We start from the raw sequence: 16567 nt of genomic DNA on the forward strand, positions 1-16567 counted from the left end.
TCCTCATCCGAACCGTCCGGTGATGTAATCCTCGGTGCGTCGATCCCGCGGGCGGGTGAAGACCTGCTGGGTGGGCCCGAATTCGATGAGACGGCCCACCCGATCCTCCCCAGCCAGCATGAAGGCGGTGTAATCGCTCACCCGGGCGGCCTGCTGCATGTTGTGGGTGACGATCACGATGGTGTATTCCCGGGCCAGCTCCCGCATCAGGTCCTCGATCTTCATGGTGGCGATGGGATCCAGGGCGGAGGCCGGCTCGTCCATCAGCAGCACCTCCGGCTCGGTAGCCAAGGCCCGGGCGATACACAGGCGCTGCTGCTGACCGCCGGAGAGGGTCAGCGCGTTCTGATGCAGCTTGTCATTGACCTCGTCCCACAAGGCGGCCGCCCGCAGGCAGCGCTCCACGATCTCGTCCAGTTTGCGCCGGTCCCGGATCCCCTGGATGCGCGGGCCGAAGGCCACATTCTCATAGATGCTCTTGGGGAAGGGATTCGGCTTCTGGAACACCATCCCGATCCGCCGCCGCACCTCCACCACATCCACATCGGGACCGTAGAGGTCGGTCCCCTCGAAGAGAACTCGGCCGCTCACGCGGGCGGAGGGGATGAGATCGTTCATCCGGTTGAAGCAGCGCAGCAAGGTGCTTTTGCCGCACCCGGAGGGACCGATGATCGCCGTGATCCGCCGGCGGGGGATCTTCAAGGAGATCCCCTCGATGGCGGGACGGCCGTCGTAGTAGACCGTGAGGTTCTGCGTCTCCAGGACGATCTCCTCCATGCGTTCCCCCTCACCACTGATAGCGCCGCTGCAGGCGATAGCGAAGATAGATGGCCAGCCCGTTCATCGACAGCAAAACCGCCAGCAGCACCAGGATAGCTCCCGCCGCGCGGGCGTGAAAGCCCGCCTGGGGCCGGGAGATCCAGTTGAAGATCTGGATGGGGAGCACCGTGAACGGATCGAAGGGGCTCTTGGGATCGAAGGGGATGAAGGCCAGGGCTCCGATGGTGATCAACGGGGCGGTCTCCCCGATGGCCCGGGAGAGGGCCAGGATCATCCCCGTGAGAATGCCCGGAAAGGCCACCGGCAGCACCTGATGGCGGATCACCTGCCAACGGGTGGCCCCCAGGGCGAAGGCGGCCTCCCGCAGGCTCATCGGCACCGCCCGCAGCGCCTCCCGGGAGGCGGTGATCAGGATAGGCAGGACAAGCAGGCTGAGGGTGAGGGCGCCGGCCAGGATGCTCCGCTCCAGCCGCATCGCCCGCACGAACAGCTCCAGCCCCAGCAGGCCATAAATGATGGAGGGCACCCCCGCCAGGTTGTTGATGTTCAGCTCGATGAGCCGGGTCAGCTGGTTGCGGGGCGCGTATTCCTCCAGGTAGATGGTGGCCGCCACTCCCAGGGGCACCGCGAAGAGCGCCGTCAGCCCCATCATCCAGAGCGTCCCCAGCAGCGCCGAGCGGATCCCCGCTTGCTCTGGGAACCGGGAAGGATAGGAGGTGAGGAAGGACCAGGAGAGCGTCCCCAGCCCTCGACGGGCTACATCAAGCAGCAGCAAGGCCAGGACCAGCAGGCCGAAGATGGTGGCCGCCAGCGCGATCCCCTCGAACACCTTCCCCATTCGCTCCCGACGCCGCCGTTGACTCATCGGACATGCCTCCTACCGGTAGATCTCCCGATAGCGCTCGATAATTCGCAGGGCGATCAAATTCAGCGTGAGGGTGATCAGGAAGAGCACCAGGCCTACAGCGAAGATCGTGCGGAACTCCAGGGTGCCATGGGGCACGTCCCCCAGGCTGACCTGGACGATGTAGGCGGTCATGGTCTCGATGGCACGGCGGGGGTCTAGGGTGAGGATTGGCCGTTGCCCGGCGGCGATGGCCACGATCATGGTCTCCCCGACGGCACGGGAGGCAGCCAAGATGAACGAGGCCACGATCCCAGAGAGGGCCGCCGGGATCACCACCCGCACCGCCACTTCCAGACGCGTGGCGCCCAGGGCGTAGGCTGCCTCCCGCAGAGAAGAAGGGACCGCATACAGGGCGTCCTCGCTCAGGGAGGAGATCAGGGGGATGATCATCACGCCCATGGTCAGGCCGGCGCTGAGGGCGTTGAAAGTCTCCAGATCAGGAATTATCCGCTTCAGAAGAGGCGTAACGGTAAGCAGGGCGAAATACCCGTAGACCACCGTGGGGATGCCAGCCAGGATCTCCAGGGCGGGCTTCAAGACAGCCCGGACCCGTGGCGAGGCGTATTCGCTGAGATAGATGGCGCTCAACAGGCCCACCGGCATGGCTAGGGCCAAGGCCACCGCCGAGGTGAGGAGGGTCCCTGCCACCAGCGGCAGGATCCCGAAACGCCGCTGGGCCAACAGAGGGGTCCACTCCCGTTCCAGCAGGAATTCCTTCAGAGAGACCTGTTGAAAAAAGGGCAATGCCTCCGCCACCAGGATGGCGACGATGCCGATGGTGGTGAGCACGGAGACCATGGCGGCGAAGAACAGAAGGACCTGGATCGTCAGCTCCCCCCATTCCCGCCAACGGGCGGCCATGCCCCTCCGGAAACGGGCGGCAGAGATCTCCACCGCCGAGCGAGCCATCATCCCCATGGAGCCCTGTCTCTCCAGGATGGAAATCCAAGGCGGGGTGGCGCCCCAGATCCGCCGTCCCGCCTCTTCAAGTATAGCGAGCCCCTGTCGCCCTCGCCGGGCCCCATCCCACTTACTGTTCCGCCTTGAGCAAATCTTCGATGGATAGCCCCACGGCGGCCTCGCCCTTGAACACCGTTCCCACCTTGCGGCCCTCGAAGCGCTGCCACGCCAGGGAATAGACCGAATCCGGAAGGGGGATGTATCCCACCTGGCGGATGAGCGAGGGGCCCTGGGTTAGATAGAAACGGACGAAGGCCTCCACCTCCGGGCGGTCCGCAGCCTTACGGCTCACGTAGATAAAGACGGGACGAGAGAGGGGCTTATAGGTCCCGTTCCGCACCGTTTCCTCGGAGGGGAACACGCATCCTGCTCCGCTGTCGATGGCCACCGGCTTCACTTTGTCCTGATTCTCGAAATAATAGGCAAGGCCGATATATCCCAGCGCGTATTTGTCGTTCGCCACCCCCTGAACCACCACATTGGTGTCCACGCTGGCGGTGTAATCGCCCCGGCTGGCCTTGGCCTTCCCCACGATGGCCTCCGTGAAATAATCGAAGGAGCCGCTGTCGGTGGTCCGGCCGAAGAGGTTCAACGGCGCATCGGGCCATTCGGGCCGCACCTGGTTCCAGCGGGTGATCTTCCCTTGGGCTTCAGGCTCCCAGATCTTCTTCAGCTCCGCCACGGTCATGCAGGCCACCCAGTTGTTCTGGGGATTGACCACCACGGTGAGCGCATCGTAGGCCACCGGGAGCTCGATGTATTCAACGCCACTCTTCGCACAGCTTTCCATCTCCGCCTTAGAGATGGGACGCGAGGCGTTTGAGATGTCTGTCTCCCCGTTGCAGAACTTCTTGAACCCCCCACCGGTTCCGCTAACCCCCACCACGACCTTTACACCCGGATTTTCCTTCTGGAATGCTTCCGCCACCGCCTCGGTGATGGGGTAGACGGTGGAAGAACCGTCGATCTGAATCTGGCCGCTCAAGCGGGCAGACGGCTGAGCCGCAGAAGGAGGCTGGGGCGTCGCCGTCGAGGCCGCCCGACACGCCGCTGCCACAACCGCCAGCAAAGCCACAACCTTGCTGAGCATCGGACCCCATTTCATCGCAGGCCTCCTCACCGTGAATTCGGAATCCGGGAGGGAGCCGGAGCGCCTCCTCTCCCCGCGTCAAGCCATCGCTCCTTTGCAGAGGCAGCGCGACGGCCTGGCCCAGCGAGGGGAGGGCTATCTCGATCCCTGCTTCCTTCGGTGCGCCGGATCCGCTGCGGCGCGTGTTGCCACTCGGATCCCCCGCTCCCTCAAGAACGCCCGGAGCGCCTCAGTGTCCGGCAGGCTCAACAGCACGTGGCGCCCTTCGCGCCTCAGAGGGAATGAACGTAAGGACGCCAGCCGGTTTCCGGATCGGCATAAACCGGCGCATCGATCGCCCATCGATCACGCCGCCTGACGCCACGCCCGCAGCTCCCGGCGCAGCGCCTCCAGACGCTCCAGCTCTGCCAGCAGGCCTCGGAGACGGATACCCTCCTCGTCTTCCCCTTCCCGGACCAGACGGGTGAGCTCCTCCCGGAGCCGCCGAAGCCGCTCGTCTACCTCGATGATGGTCTCCATACCCTCCTCCCTCGACTCAAGTTCACCTTCATCTTAATGGAACTTCCTGCGAGAGAGGTGAAGCGTTCTTTCGGGTTTCCCGAAAGATGTGTTAAATCTTTTTCACAACAGACGGGCGCTGTCGGCCCTCCGGCCTTCCCGCCGCCTTCCTGAAAGGTCCAGGGGAGTCTAGGAAAGATCATCTCGCCTCCCAGAATGGGCGCCCTATGGTGTAAGTCCATGTTGAGCTCTCCAACGATCCGGTTCGGATGACAGAACCTTCACCACGTCTTACAATTCAATGGGAGGCGATGGTCTCAAGGCAACGTTCTGTCGAGTTGTATAAGGGAACACACTGTTCAGCTCGAATGAGAGATCAGGGATAGGCGTCTGATGGCTGGCCAGCTCCGGCGTGGCTTGAAGTTCAGCCCGAGAGGAGGCGGGTGATGGCCGTTCCATTCGATCGGTTTCGCCAGGTGCTCGAGGACGAGCGTGCTCGATTAAAAGAAGAGCTGGCCCGACTGGATGCCCGCGCGCCGGAGGGGATCGGTTACCATGATCACATGGCCGATGACGCTACCGATGTGCTGGATCAAACGACCCGGGCTGCGTTACGCCGGCATCTGGAAATCCGCCTTCAGGAAGTGGAGGCAGCGATCCAGCGGATGGAGGAGGGCACATATGGGATCTGCCAGGCATGCGGCCGGCCGATCGATATCGCCCGCCTGAAGGCCATTCCTTTCGCGGCCCTCTGTCTGGACTGTCAATCCAAACGGGAGCGCGAACCTGGCGAGGCCTTCCGATAGGACTTGTGAAATGGGAGAGACACGATCTCAATCGGTGGAGGCGCTGGCTATGGGACGCCGCTGGATCATAGGCGCGGTCGCCTTTTCCACGCTGGCTGCTGATCAGCTGAGCAAAGCATGGGTGCGGGAGAACCTGGCCCTGTATGAATCCTGGGCCCCCATCCCGGCCCTGGCCCGCTACTTCACCTTCACTCACGTCACGAACACCGGCATCGCCTTCGGTCTGTTCCGGGAATGGGGATCAGTCCTCATCGCGGTCGCCGTGGTGGTGATCGCCTTCCTGCTCCTCTACACCCGGCAGCTGGCAACAGCAGGGTGGCCAGTTCAAATCGCCGTGGGCCTTCAACTGGGAGGAGCGTTTGGAAACCTGATCGACCGGATCCGGTTCGGATCCGTCACGGATTTCCTGGATTTCAAGTTCTGGCCAGTCTTCAATCTGGCAGACAGTGCGATCGTGGTGGGGATGCTACTGCTGCTGGTCTTCATGGGAGCCGAGGAACGCGCCCAGCCCCATCCGCCGGTTTCCTCCCCCTCCGATGATCCCCAGCAGGGATCCGGATAACCCATCATCATGGCCTTATCGCCGCGACGGCGGAGGATCGGAACCAGACCCCCCTCGGTCAGGCCAACTCACCATCCGGATCTTTCTCCGAGCAACCTGGGATGCTGGCGGTCGAAGTCTATCGGCTCCACAAATACTACAGGGCGCACCATAAGGCGCCAGGGTTGCTGGGATCCCTGAAGGCATTCTTCCGCCGCCGCTATCGGGTGATCCCCGCGGTGGAGGATGTCTCGTTCACCATCGAACCCGGGGAGATCGTGGGCTTTCTCGGCCCGAACGGCGCGGGCAAAACCACCACCTTGAAGATCCTGGCAGGCCTCCTCTACCCCACCTCCGGTGAGGTCCGGGTGTTGGGGTTCATCCCCCAGCGCCGGGAACGCGCTTTCCTGCGTCAGATCACGCTGGTGATGGGCCAGAAACAGCAGCTGCTGTGGGATCTCCCCGCCATCGAGACGTTCCTGCTGAACCAGGCAGTGTATGGAATCCCGAAGGTGGAATTTCAGCGCACCCTGGAGGAGCTGGTGGAGCTGCTGGATCTGGAAGGATTGCTCACCAAACAGGTGCGCAAGCTCAGCCTGGGAGAGCGCATGAAATGCGAGCTGGCCGCCGCCCTCCTTCATCGACCGCAGGTGCTGTTCCTGGACGAGCCCACCATCGGCCTCGATGTGACCATGCAGGCCCGGATTCGGGATTTCATCCGGGAGTATAACCGCCGGACCGGGGCCACCGTTCTGCTTACCAGCCATTATATGGCCGATGTGGCCGCCCTGTGCCGGCGGGTGCTGGTGATTCATCGCGGCCATCTGCTCTATGATGGAGATCTGGAAGCGCTGGCGGAGCGGGTGATGCCCTATCGCATCGTGCGGGTGACGATAGCACAGCCTCTTCCCATAAGCGCCCTCTCCCCTTTTGGCGAGGTGCTGAGTCTGAACTCCCACCGGGCCGAACTCCGGGTCCCCCGAGCTCGAACCGCGGAGATCGCCGCGGCACTGCTCACGGCGTTGCCGGTAACCGACCTGGCCATTGAGGAGCCTCCCGTGGAGGAAGTCATCCGGAGGGTTTTCGCCGAGGCCGCGGAGCAGGAACCCGGGCAGGTGGCCCGCTGGCCGGAGCTCGGGGAAGAAGAAGAGGAAGAGCCCGAAGCGTATGCGAAGGGTTAATCAGGACCCAGGGGCCCAGCCCCTCCATCCCCATCCCTCCCAGCACGGAAGAGCAGCGGCCCCATTCCATTGATCGTTCGATTTCACCCGGCTCGGATTGGAGCGATCTGCACCATGGCGATCCCGCAGCATCCGACCCGGATTTCGGAAAGTGTCGCCGCGATCCGCGCGACCCTGCGCGCTTATCCCACGCTGCTGCGGATTTACTGGGCCCGGACCCTGGAATATCGAGTGCAGATTCTCATCTGGATCCTCTCCGGGGTCATGCCGCTGGTGATGCTCGCCGTCTGGATCTCCATGGCCCGGGAAGGGCCGATCGGCCCCTTCGACGCAGGGACCTTCGTGGGATATTACCTCTCCGCTATCTTCTTGCGCCGGATGACTGGGGTTTGGATCATCTGGGATCTGAACCGGGATATCCGGACGGGAGGGTTGAGCGCCCAGCTGCTGCGACCCCTTCATCCCCTGCATTATGACTTGGCCCGGACGCTGGCCTCCCGCCCGATCCAGGCCCTGCTGGTTGGCCCCCCTATCGCTTTAGCCCTCTATCTGTATCCAGGCCCTCAGCTCGATCTCACGCCCATCAACCTGCTTCGGGTCGCTGCCGCCACATTCCTGGCCCTGTTGCTGGAATTCTTCTTTCAATATGCGATTGGCCTCACCGCTTTCTGGACCTCCCAGGCGGTGGCCTTTCATGAAGTTTGGTTCTTCATCAAGGCACTGGGGTCCGGGTATGTGATTCCCCTGGCCCTCATGCCGCAAGGGATCCAGCAACTGCTGCGCTGGACCCCCTTCCCCCTGATGCTATCATTTCCGCTGGAGATGCTGCTGGGGCGGCTCTCGCCGGACCGTATTGCTCAGGGCTTCATAGCCCAGGGACTGTGGTTGAGCATCGCGGTCAGTCTGGTTGTCCTGCTCTGGCGGCTGGGGATCCGGCGCTACGAGGCCTTTGGAGCCTGAAGGTAGCGGGGACGCGGACAAAAAGCCGGAGAGGAGGATTAACTACCATGTCGGGAATCTTCCCGGTGGGGAAGCTTCCCCTGGAGCTTATGCGGCGTCTGCTGGATTTCCCCATCCCGGATCCACGGGTGCGGCTCGGGCCCGGGATCGGTCTGGACGCGGCGGTAGTCGATATGGGGGATCGCTGTCTGGTGGTCAAGGCAGATCCCATCACCTTCGCCACCGATGCGATCGGATGGTATGCTGTCCAGATCAACGCCAACGATATCGCGACCACCGGCGCCCTCCCCCGCTGGATGGTGGCCGTCCTCCTCCTGCCGGAAGGACGTACCGATGTGGAGCTGGTCGAGCGGATCTTCCAGTCGCTTCGCTCCGCCTGTGAGGCGATTGGAGTCGCATTGATCGGCGGCCACAGCGAGGTCACTTATGGTCTGGAACGGCCGATCATCGCCGGATTTATGCTGGGGGAAGTCCCTTCGGATCGCCTAATCACCCCGCGTGGCGCCCGGGCTGGGGATCAGGTGATCCTGAGCAAACCGATCGCTATTGAGGGCACCTCCGTGATCGCCCGGGAGAAGCGTGCGGAGCTATTGCCGATCTTCGGGGAAGCCTTCCTCAATCGTTGCGCGGATTTTCTTTACAATCCCGGGATCAGCGTGCTGGAGGATGCGCAGATCGCCCTGAGGGCGGGTCGGGTGCACGCAATGCATGATCCGACGGAGGGAGGATTGGCCACCGGGCTCTGGGAACTGGCCCAGGCCGCCGGCCTCGGGATCCGGGTGGACCGCGAGGCTGTGCCGATCTATCCGGAGACCCGGACCCTGTGCCAGCACTATGGGCTGGATCCATGGGGCCTACTGGCTTCCGGTTCGCTCCTCATCGTCGCTCCACCCGAAGATGCGCCGGCGATCCGGGATGCGCTGATCGCGGCCGGGCGCCCCGCCGCCATCATCGGGGAGCTCCAGCCCGTGGAAGACGGAAACTGGATCGAACGCGCCGGCCGACGGGAACCCCTCCAACCTTTCCCCCGGGATGAGCTGGCTCGACTCTTCGAGGGATCGCTTTGAGTTCACGCCGTTACAAATGCAAGAGCCGCTTCAGTGGCGACGGGAAGGCGGACACCTGAGGCGATGGCGCCTCGGAAGGTCGATTTCCTGCTCGCCCAGAAAGGCGGCCGGGAAAAACGCTCGGTTATAGGGGGCTGGACAGCCGCCTTCGGGGGCCTGCCCGGCCTCCCACCTCTCTTTTCTCCTGCCGACCCCTCTGGAAAACCCCGCGGGAATGGACAGCGTATGGGTTGGCCACCCGCCTATCTCCCATAGGGCAGGCGTCCAGAAACGTTTTAAATGCTTTAAGTTATAATTAGAGAAAATCTAACCTTGGAGTCCGAATCCGTTAAACCCTCTCCTCCGGCTCCAGGTTGGCTATCGAGCTTATCGTGGCTTTGGGAAAGCGTTCGGAAACGCAGTAACTTCAGGAGATTCACACAGAGACACAAAGACACGGAGGATCTTTTTTATTCGTTGTATCGGTGGTGTCTTTGTGCGAGCTTCCGAACGATTTCACGGATGACCTCGCAAACCAGCGATGTGGAGGGCTCATGATGGCGCTCATCCTGGGATTTTTGGGACTAATCCTTTCCGTGACGGGCCGCTGTATTCCTCCTGATGGGGACCCGACGTTCTGTCCCCGCCCGGTTCCCACGCGAACTCCTTCTGTCAGCTCCGCACATGGGAAGGCAGATCCCCCGGGATCCTATCCCGGCCGGACCGGAACCCTGTCCCAACCGCTGGTCCCTTACATCTATGCCTATGTTCGGACCCCGGCTCCGACGTATCGTTCACCGGAGGATGCGCTGAACGGCGGCTCTCCCCGGCGGATCTTCCCCGGGGGCTATGTGTGGGTGAGCGTGCACGGCCGGGTGGAGGCGGGCGGGAAAGTCTTCTATCAGATCAATCGAGAGGAATACATTGAGGCCTCGTATCTAGCCTTCGGTGCCCCCTCCCGCTTTCACGGGGTGGCCTTCAGCACCCCGCCCACTCGTCCTTTCGGCTGGATGGTTCAAGCCACCTTGCCTTCCGAGGAGCCGGGCCAGGCGCCGGATCCGAAAGCCCCTGTCCTGCCCCGTTATACCCTGATCACGGTGGAAGAGATTCGTCACATTGGGAATCAGCGATGGTATCGGGTGGGCCCCCATCAGTGGATTAGGGAACAATCCGTGGGACTGGTGATTCCCACTCGGCCCCCCGCGGGGGTCCCACCGGGTTCGAAGTGGATTGAGGTGAACCTCTACGAGCAAACCCTGGCGGCTTATGAAGGGGAGCGGCTGGTCTATGCAACCTTGATCTCATCCGGCCGCGCCCGCACCCCGACTGTCACGGGCCTCTTCCGGATCCAGGTGAAGGCCCGAACCACCCGGATGGATGGAGACATCTTCGGTTACTACTACCTGGAAGATGTGCCGTGGACTATGTTCTTCTATCAGGGTTACGCCCTTCACGGGGCTTACTGGCATGATCGCTTCGGCTTCCCGCAAAGCCGGGGTTGTGTGAACCTCGCGCCCATCGACGCCCGCTGGCTGTTCGAGTGGGCCGAACCTTATGGGGATGCGCCTTTCGTGCGGGCCACCCCTGACAACCCGGGCACCTGGGTCTGGGTGCACGATTGATACATGGACATCACGGTCTGCCAACACCCTCAAAGTCCGTGAGCTGAACCCTGATCTTCGGCGGACAACACAGCCGCTGATATGAGGCGTTAGGCATTGGAGCGCTCGGTGTGCTACAATGATAGAGTCAGAGACGATGGGATGAGTTCTGTGGTCATAGGGATTCTCCGGATCCATCCCGGCCCGGAGGCCCCCAGGAGAATGAACGGCGCAATCCGTTGGGAGAAAGATCCCATATGGTTCCCCTGGAGCTGATCTATCTCTTTGCGGGCGGGGCGCTGATCGTGGGCCTCCTGCTGGGCCTCTCTTTAGGGCTTGCCCTTCGGGGAGGAAACGGTTCGCCGAAGGCCAGCGCGCCCCCGCCCCCGAAAACGGAGACCGGCATCGCGCTGGTTAGAGACCCGGATGGAACCTGGTGGGTGAAAGTTGGAAAACAACGCTACCGGCATCTACGGGAGATCCACGATCATCAGGCGGCTATGCTAGTTCTGGAAGCCCTGCGAGCGGTTCGGGGGATGACTGAAGGCTCCGCGCCGTTTCCCCTGCCTACCCCTGGGATCTCCCCCTCGGTCCCGACCCTGGCTGAGCAACTGGATGCCATTCTTCAAGAACTCCTCCAGCATCACCCTGAGCTCCCCTACCGGGCGGTTCGCTTCGAGACGATGCCGGACGGCACCCTGGGCATCACCGTGGGCGGGCAGCGCTACAGCCGATTAGAGGAGATACCCGATCCCAATCTCCGGGCCCTCCTACAGGAGGTCATCCGACGGTGGTCGGAAGGAGCAAAACCCGTAGCTTGAGAGCTACCTGCGAATCTCTATGGGTGTAGACTGTTCGTCAACCGCTGGCCTCCACCAGCGATAATCCAGATCCGGAAACACCCGGTCCAGCTCCCAGTATTCCTCCGCCAGATCCTCATCCGGGCGCCCCGCTTCGATGGAGCGGCAGAGGGCCTCGAATCGCTCCAGGTGGGTCGTGAAGCGCTCGATGGCGTAAGCCCGGGCCTGCCCGGTGGTCACCAGGAAGGGCCAGTCGCTGGCCTGAAGTAAAAGCAGCTCCCGGGCCGCCTGATCCAGGACCTTCCGGGTTGCCCTGTCGGCCTCGCAGTGCCGGGCGGCCAGCTGTTCCATCCGGGCCTCCGCCTCGTGGATGGGCTCCCACATCCAGTGAGTCTCTGGATTATCCCAGGTCCAGTGCCCGCCTCCCAGCCCCCAGCTGGATTCCGGGAGGAACAGCACCTCGCTGGGCGGATACGCCTCCACATACGCCCGGGCGGTGGTCAGCCAGACTTCCTCGCTCTCCGCCAGACGCCGCAGGACCTCCCGGATCCAATCCACTCCTTCGAACCACCAATGGCCAAATAGCTCCGCATCGTAATTCGAGGCGATGAGGCCGATCTGCCCGGTCGCCCCATGAAATTCCCGCAGGAGATCATGGACCAGATCGACGAAGTGCTGTGCATGCTGTTCCACTTTGCGGGCCGCCCATTCTGGATGGTAAACATCCTTCTCTCCCAGATCGACTTTTCCGGTCACCCGCCAGTATTGCAGCCCAGATCGCCCATCCTTCTTGTGAAATTCCCGATAATCGAAATCCCCCGGATACCCCCAGTCGGCCGACCACACCTGCATCCCAGTCCGGTTGTTGCGGGCTACCACGGCCACGCCCGAATGCACCGCCCCCGGCGCATCCGTGCGGGCCACATAATACGGACGATAAGTGGTTCCCCCCGCCGGTTCCACGGATTCAAAGGGGATCACATAATGGCGCACGATCTGACCGTAAGGTCCGATGGCGTCCCCCGCCGCCTTGCCCACGGGTCGTCCCCCTTCCACCGCATGGGTTTCCGCGAAGAACAGACGGAGCCCTTCCCGGGCGAGGAAGTGCTCCAGGCCCGGCCGAATGGTCCCATCGGGCAGGCGATAGGCCGGCCGGTAGGCGCACTCGGGGAGCCAGATGGAGAAGGGATCCCGGCCGAAGAACCGTCGGTAAGTCTGTACACCCACCCGCAATTGTCCCCGGATGGAGGAATCCCGAGAGAGGAGGGGGAGGTAGCCGTGGGTTGCTGCGCTGGTCACCAGCTCCAGCACGCCTGCTTCCTGCAGTTGTCGGAAGGCCCCGATCAGATCCCGTCCGTATCGCCCGGTGAAATGCCGGAGCCGCCGATCGTAGAACTCCACATAAAAGCGGGCCAGCTCCCGAAGATGGGCGTTCCCTTCCTGCTCGAAGCGCGCCACGTCCTGCTCCGCCCGGCCCCGCCGATCGACGACGTATTCGATGAAATGCTCCTGGATCAGAGGATCCGCCAGCTGATCCGCCAGCACCGGAGTGAGGCTGATGGTCAAGCGAGCAGGGATCCCCTGCGCATGGAGCTCGTAAAGGGCATCCAGGAGCGGAAGGTAAGTCTCGGCGATGGCTTCATGCAGCCATTCCTCCCCATGCGGCCAGCGCCCCGCTCGACGGCAATAGGGGATATGGGCGTGGAGGACAAATGTGAAGGCTCCGATCCGCTTCATAGATGGGCTCCTCTCTTCACGGAATCCCTTCCCATGATAACTGGAAACCCGGTTGAACTGTAGGAAGGAGGGTTGCGTAAAAAAAGTGGAAATCCTCTCATGAGGCTTCCATGAGGCCTGAAGTCATGAGGACGCGCGGAGGATGCATCAGCCGGGGGTTCTGGGTAGGGGGCCGCGGAGGGCGTCGCTGGATCATGCTGGGCGTGATCGGATGGGCGGGATGTATGAGCGTCCCGAAGCCCCCGACTTCGGGATCGAACCAGATAGCCTCTCCCGTCCCCCACCTCTCTCCGACAGTCCCCTCGCCGGCTCTTTCTTTCCCCACGCCTTCCCTCCGAAACATCCCGGGGTCCTTCGCCGCGTTCTGCGAAGGATGCCATCCCCAGGGGGGAACCGTGCCGGGAATCGGCCCCTCGCTGCGAGGCGTCGCGGAGCGGCATTCCACTGATTTCATCCGCCAGCAAATCCGGAGGGGACGGGGGGATATGCCGGGCTTCCAGGACCGTCTCTCGGAAGAAGAGATGGAGCAGCTGCTGGCCTACCTCCGAACCCTGGAAGGGCCGCCGACCTTTAATCGGATCCCTCCCCCGCCGGATCCGGCAGCGATCGCGCGAGGGTATGCCCTTTTCCGGGAACGCTGTGAATCGTGCCATCTGGATGGCGGGCGAAGGCCGGGGGTTGGGCTGGGCTTTGAGCCGCCGGCTCCGATCCTGGTGGATGAGCTGCGACGGCATACTCCTACTTGGATCGCCCAGCAGATCCGGGAAGGGGGTGGGCAGATGCCGGCGATCGGGGCGGACCTGACGGATGTGCAGGTGGCGGATCTGATCGCTTATCTGAGCGCGCTGGCCTCTGAGAGCGAAGAACGGCGATAGCCGATTTTCTATCCTAACCTTCAAGAGGAGGATGCCATGAAGCGGATTCCGTTCAGCCTCGGTGTTTTGCTTGCGATTCTGTTCGTCGCCGCGGCCCCGGCTCAGGAAACCGTCACGATTCAGCTGCGGGAACAGAGCGGATCCGGACAATCTGGGACGGCGGTTCTCAAGGCGGTGGGGGATCAGACCGAAGTGACGGTGAACATCAAGCCGGGCCCTGCCGGGGTGGATCAGCCGGCCCACATCCATGAGGGCACCTGCGCGAATCTTAACCCCAAACCGGCCTTTCCCCTGAGCCCTGTCCGGGATGGCCAATCTGTCACTACCGTCAACGTGAAATTGACAGATCTCCTGGCCAAACCTTTCGCGATCAATATCCACAAGTCCGCTCAGGAGATCAGCGTATATGTGGCCTGCGGAGAGATCGTGGCCGCGCTGCCGCGGACCGGCGGGGAATCGGCGGGGATTCCGGTATGGGCCGGGCTTCTGCTGCTGGGCGCGCTGCTGATCGGGGCCGGATACGCCCTGCGCCGACGGCTGGCCTGATCGGAACACGCGGATCCGGGAAGACCGCCCATCTAACCGGGGGCTGGAGGAAGGGCATGGGGGGGCGGACCGTAGGGGTGGGGATCCGCCCCCCCAGCGCATCCGCCTGATCCCAGGGCGTGGGGCCTGAAACCCCGGGACAGGTGGTCCCATCGTGAGGGACCGTCGGTCGCACGGCCCTGCAACATTCCGGGAATGCACTGGGCGAAGAACGGCCGATATGAAGGTGACCACACTCCTGGGGGAAAGCCAACCGGCTCAGGGATGGGCCAACCGGATCCTTCTCCTCCCCTTCCAGCATCTCCACCAGCCGCCGCGCCAGGTCCTCCGGCACTTCCACCTCGATCCGCACTGTCCCTTTGCTGGTCATCACGGCCCTTCCCTTGCACGGGCCGCCTGGCATGGACCATCCCCCCATGGTCGCTGCCCGGCCTCTCTGCTCTTGCCAGATGCCCGCAGAAGCCTTCCGAACTCGTCTCGCCGGATATCCGCTTGTTGCCTCTCTCTTCCAGGCACCCACCGCCCCATGAGAGCCTGCACCACGCCCAGCGGCTGGCGGCGCCTGACCCGTCTGAGGGCACGGAGGCTGGGAAAAAGAAGGAGCCCTCCCCCGGGAACGGCCCGCTCTGCGGGGGAGGGCTCCTTCCTTCGGCACACCCACTGGGGGTTGGACCTGGAGCGGGCCCGACGGGATTCGAACCCGCGATCTCCGCCTTGACAGGGCGGCGTGTTAGGCCAGGCTACACCACGGGCCCGCTTCTGCTTCGAATATACCATGTGGATGAATAAACCGTCAAGATCGCGAACGCGCGGGAAGACGATCCGGCGGGGCAGGGTATCGCAGGCGCCTCGCCCGGCCCCATCCGGGGCATCTCGCTTCCTCTAAAACAACGTAAGTTGCCGCGGCTCCTCCGGCGGCTGTTTCTCTTCGGCCTTCAACAGACCCGCTAGGAACGCCCCCAGCTTCTGGAAATCCTCCTCCACGGTCCGTTTAAGAGCGGGCTGATGGAGGGCGGCGGCGGGATGATACATGGGAAACACCACCCGATCCCCCACCCGGATGGGTTTCCCATGCACCTGGGAGATCTTGGCATTCGGCAGCCAATGGGCCAGGGAGTATCGCCCCAGGGTGACGATGACCTTCGGGTTGATGAGATCCACCTGACGGTCCAGATATGGACTGCATGCCTCGATTTCATCCATGTAGGGATCCCGATTGCCAGGCGGCCGGCACTTGATGATGTTGGTGATGTAAACATCCTCCCGCTTCAGGCCGATGGAGGCCAGCAGCTCATTGAGGAAAGCCCCCGCCGCCCCGACGAAGGGCCGGCCCTGGCGATCTTCATGGAATCCTGGGGCTTCTCCGACGAACATCACCCGAGCGCTTCGAGGTCCCTCGCCGGGCACCGCCAGGGTTCGCCCATGCGCCAGGGGGCACTTTGTGCATTTCCGTATCTCCTGATGCAGCGCCTCCAGTTCATCCATCCGGCATCGCCTCCTTCCAGAGTAGAGGCCGCAGAGAACCAGCCGTGGAACCCATTGAAACATGCCGAGAAAACTCTGGCAAGAGCGCAACATGCGCGGCATGGCCAAGGGCGGAGCCCCACAAGGCAGGGATTGCTTCGGGCGGGATCTGGATTACAATTCGGGCAGATATTTGTGCCTAAGATCCATGCCCGGAGCGTCTTTCGATGAATTGGCTGGACCAGCTGCCGCCGCGCACCCGCACGCTGTATGTGGTGTTCATCAGCATCATCCTGGCGACCCTGCCCTGCTACGTGCTGGGCGGGGTGCTGCTCGCCATGGCTCGACCCGCAGGCGAGCTCCCCGCCACCCCAACGGCGCTATTTCCAACCCTGACGCCCCTGGGGCTCACGCCGGTGATGATCCCCACCCCAACGTTCCCGTTCGGTCCGACGGAAACCCGGCTTCCAACCCCCACCCAGTGGATCCCGCCGACCCTCACGCCGACCTTCTCGCCCACTCCCTCCCGAACCCCGACGGCGACAGCGACCGCCACGTCGACTCCGACGTCCACAACAACCCCCACGCCTACTTACACTCCCACGCCTACTTATACCCCGACGGCCACCCCTTCCCCGACCGTCTCGCCCACGCCGAGGCCTACAGGCACTGCCACGCCTACCCCCACCGGCACTCCCACAGAGACGGCCACACCTTCTCCTACGCCAGCCCCACCTACACCTACACCCCCACCCTCCCCACCCACCCCCTAATG

The 16567-nt window shown here is 63.1% G+C and carries 17 protein-coding genes and 1 tRNA gene; 10 read left to right on the forward strand and 8 right to left on the reverse strand.

What is annotated here, in order from left to right; genetic code table 11:
* Positions 1-3: 3 nt before the first annotated feature.
* From pstB to ACFMO3_RS09740, 5 genes are all read right to left on the reverse strand, one after another.
* Positions 4-777 carry a phosphate ABC transporter ATP-binding protein PstB gene (gene pstB / locus ACFMO3_RS09720; protein ID WP_376790211.1) on the reverse strand — a complete coding sequence of 258 codons (774 nt, stop codon included), beginning with the start codon at positions 775-777 and terminating at the stop codon, positions 4-6.
* Positions 778-787: 10 nt separating this feature from the next.
* Positions 788-1645: a phosphate ABC transporter permease PstA gene (pstA, locus tag ACFMO3_RS09725; RefSeq protein WP_376790212.1), complete on the reverse strand. Its 858-nt coding sequence runs from the start codon at positions 1643-1645 to the stop codon at positions 788-790.
* Positions 1646-1657: 12 nt separating this feature from the next.
* Positions 1658-2548 carry a phosphate ABC transporter permease subunit PstC gene (pstC, locus tag ACFMO3_RS09730; protein ID WP_376790285.1) on the reverse strand — a complete coding sequence of 297 codons (891 nt, stop codon included), beginning with the start codon at positions 2546-2548 and terminating at the stop codon, positions 1658-1660.
* A 169-nt stretch (positions 2549-2717) separates the two neighbouring features.
* The gene (locus tag ACFMO3_RS09735) at positions 2718-3752 is read right to left on the reverse strand and encodes a PstS family phosphate ABC transporter substrate-binding protein (protein ID WP_376790213.1); all 1035 of its coding nucleotides are present in this window, start codon (positions 3750-3752) and stop codon (positions 2718-2720) included.
* 330 nt (positions 3753-4082) lie between these two features.
* Complete coding sequence (locus ACFMO3_RS09740; protein ID WP_376790214.1) at positions 4083-4256, reverse strand: hypothetical protein; 174 nt, start codon at positions 4254-4256, stop codon at positions 4083-4085.
* 425 nt (positions 4257-4681) lie between these two features.
* Here ACFMO3_RS09740 and ACFMO3_RS09745 point away from each other — a divergent pair, with 425 nt between their 5' ends.
* From ACFMO3_RS09745 to ACFMO3_RS09775, 7 genes are all read left to right on the forward strand, one after another.
* Positions 4682-5041, forward strand: coding sequence for a TraR/DksA family transcriptional regulator (locus ACFMO3_RS09745; RefSeq protein ID WP_376790215.1), 360 nt, complete (start codon positions 4682-4684; stop codon positions 5039-5041).
* Between the two features lie 49 nt (positions 5042-5090).
* A complete protein-coding gene (gene lspA / locus ACFMO3_RS09750; protein WP_376790216.1) occupies positions 5091-5603 on the forward strand; it encodes a signal peptidase II in 513 nt (170 codons plus the stop codon).
* A gap of 101 nt (positions 5604-5704) precedes the next feature.
* Positions 5705-6763, forward strand: coding sequence for an ATP-binding cassette domain-containing protein (locus ACFMO3_RS09755; protein ID WP_376790217.1), 1059 nt, complete (start codon positions 5705-5707; stop codon positions 6761-6763).
* A gap of 114 nt (positions 6764-6877) precedes the next feature.
* Complete coding sequence (locus ACFMO3_RS09760; protein ID WP_376790218.1) at positions 6878-7723, forward strand: ABC transporter permease; 846 nt, start codon at positions 6878-6880, stop codon at positions 7721-7723.
* A gap of 47 nt (positions 7724-7770) precedes the next feature.
* On the forward strand, positions 7771-8790 hold the full coding sequence (locus ACFMO3_RS09765) for an AIR synthase family protein (RefSeq protein ID WP_376790219.1): 1020 nt from the start codon (positions 7771-7773) through the stop codon (positions 8788-8790).
* Between the two features lie 533 nt (positions 8791-9323).
* The gene (locus tag ACFMO3_RS09770; protein WP_376790220.1) at positions 9324-10391 is read left to right on the forward strand and encodes a L,D-transpeptidase; all 1068 of its coding nucleotides are present in this window, start codon (positions 9324-9326) and stop codon (positions 10389-10391) included.
* Between the two features lie 236 nt (positions 10392-10627).
* Positions 10628-11191, forward strand: a complete 564-nt coding sequence (locus tag ACFMO3_RS09775; protein ID WP_376790221.1) for a hypothetical protein — start codon at positions 10628-10630, stop codon at positions 11189-11191.
* A gap of 3 nt (positions 11192-11194) precedes the next feature.
* Here ACFMO3_RS09775 and ACFMO3_RS09780 read toward each other — a convergent pair whose 3' ends face one another.
* Complete coding sequence (locus ACFMO3_RS09780; RefSeq protein WP_376790222.1) at positions 11195-12907, reverse strand: glycoside hydrolase family 57 protein; 1713 nt, start codon at positions 12905-12907, stop codon at positions 11195-11197.
* Between the two features lie 224 nt (positions 12908-13131).
* Between ACFMO3_RS09780 and ACFMO3_RS09785 the strand changes: the two genes are divergently transcribed.
* Together ACFMO3_RS09785 and ACFMO3_RS09790 are read left to right on the forward strand one after the other, a co-directional pair.
* Positions 13132-13782, forward strand: a complete 651-nt coding sequence (locus ACFMO3_RS09785) for a c-type cytochrome (protein WP_376790286.1) — start codon at positions 13132-13134, stop codon at positions 13780-13782.
* A 36-nt stretch (positions 13783-13818) separates the two neighbouring features.
* Complete coding sequence (locus ACFMO3_RS09790) at positions 13819-14328, forward strand: LPXTG cell wall anchor domain-containing protein (protein ID WP_376790223.1); 510 nt, start codon at positions 13819-13821, stop codon at positions 14326-14328.
* A 679-nt stretch (positions 14329-15007) separates the two neighbouring features.
* Here the strand turns inward: ACFMO3_RS09790 and ACFMO3_RS09795 are convergent.
* Both ACFMO3_RS09795 and ACFMO3_RS09800 read right to left on the reverse strand, forming a co-directional pair.
* Positions 15008-15083: transfer RNA gene (locus ACFMO3_RS09795), tRNA-Asp, on the reverse strand.
* A gap of 127 nt (positions 15084-15210) precedes the next feature.
* Positions 15211-15813, reverse strand: a complete 603-nt coding sequence (locus ACFMO3_RS09800; RefSeq protein WP_376790224.1) for a uracil-DNA glycosylase family protein — start codon at positions 15811-15813, stop codon at positions 15211-15213.
* Positions 15814-16019: 206 nt separating this feature from the next.
* On the opposite strand from ACFMO3_RS09800, the gene ACFMO3_RS09805 reads away from it, so the two are divergent.
* Positions 16020-16565, forward strand: a complete 546-nt coding sequence (locus tag ACFMO3_RS09805; RefSeq protein WP_376790225.1) for a hypothetical protein — start codon at positions 16020-16022, stop codon at positions 16563-16565.
* Positions 16566-16567 lie beyond the last annotated feature (2 nt).

It is taken from the genome of Thermoflexus sp., from assembly GCF_042408815.1.
Classification (GTDB): domain Bacteria; phylum Chloroflexota; class Anaerolineae; order Thermoflexales; family Thermoflexaceae; genus Thermoflexus.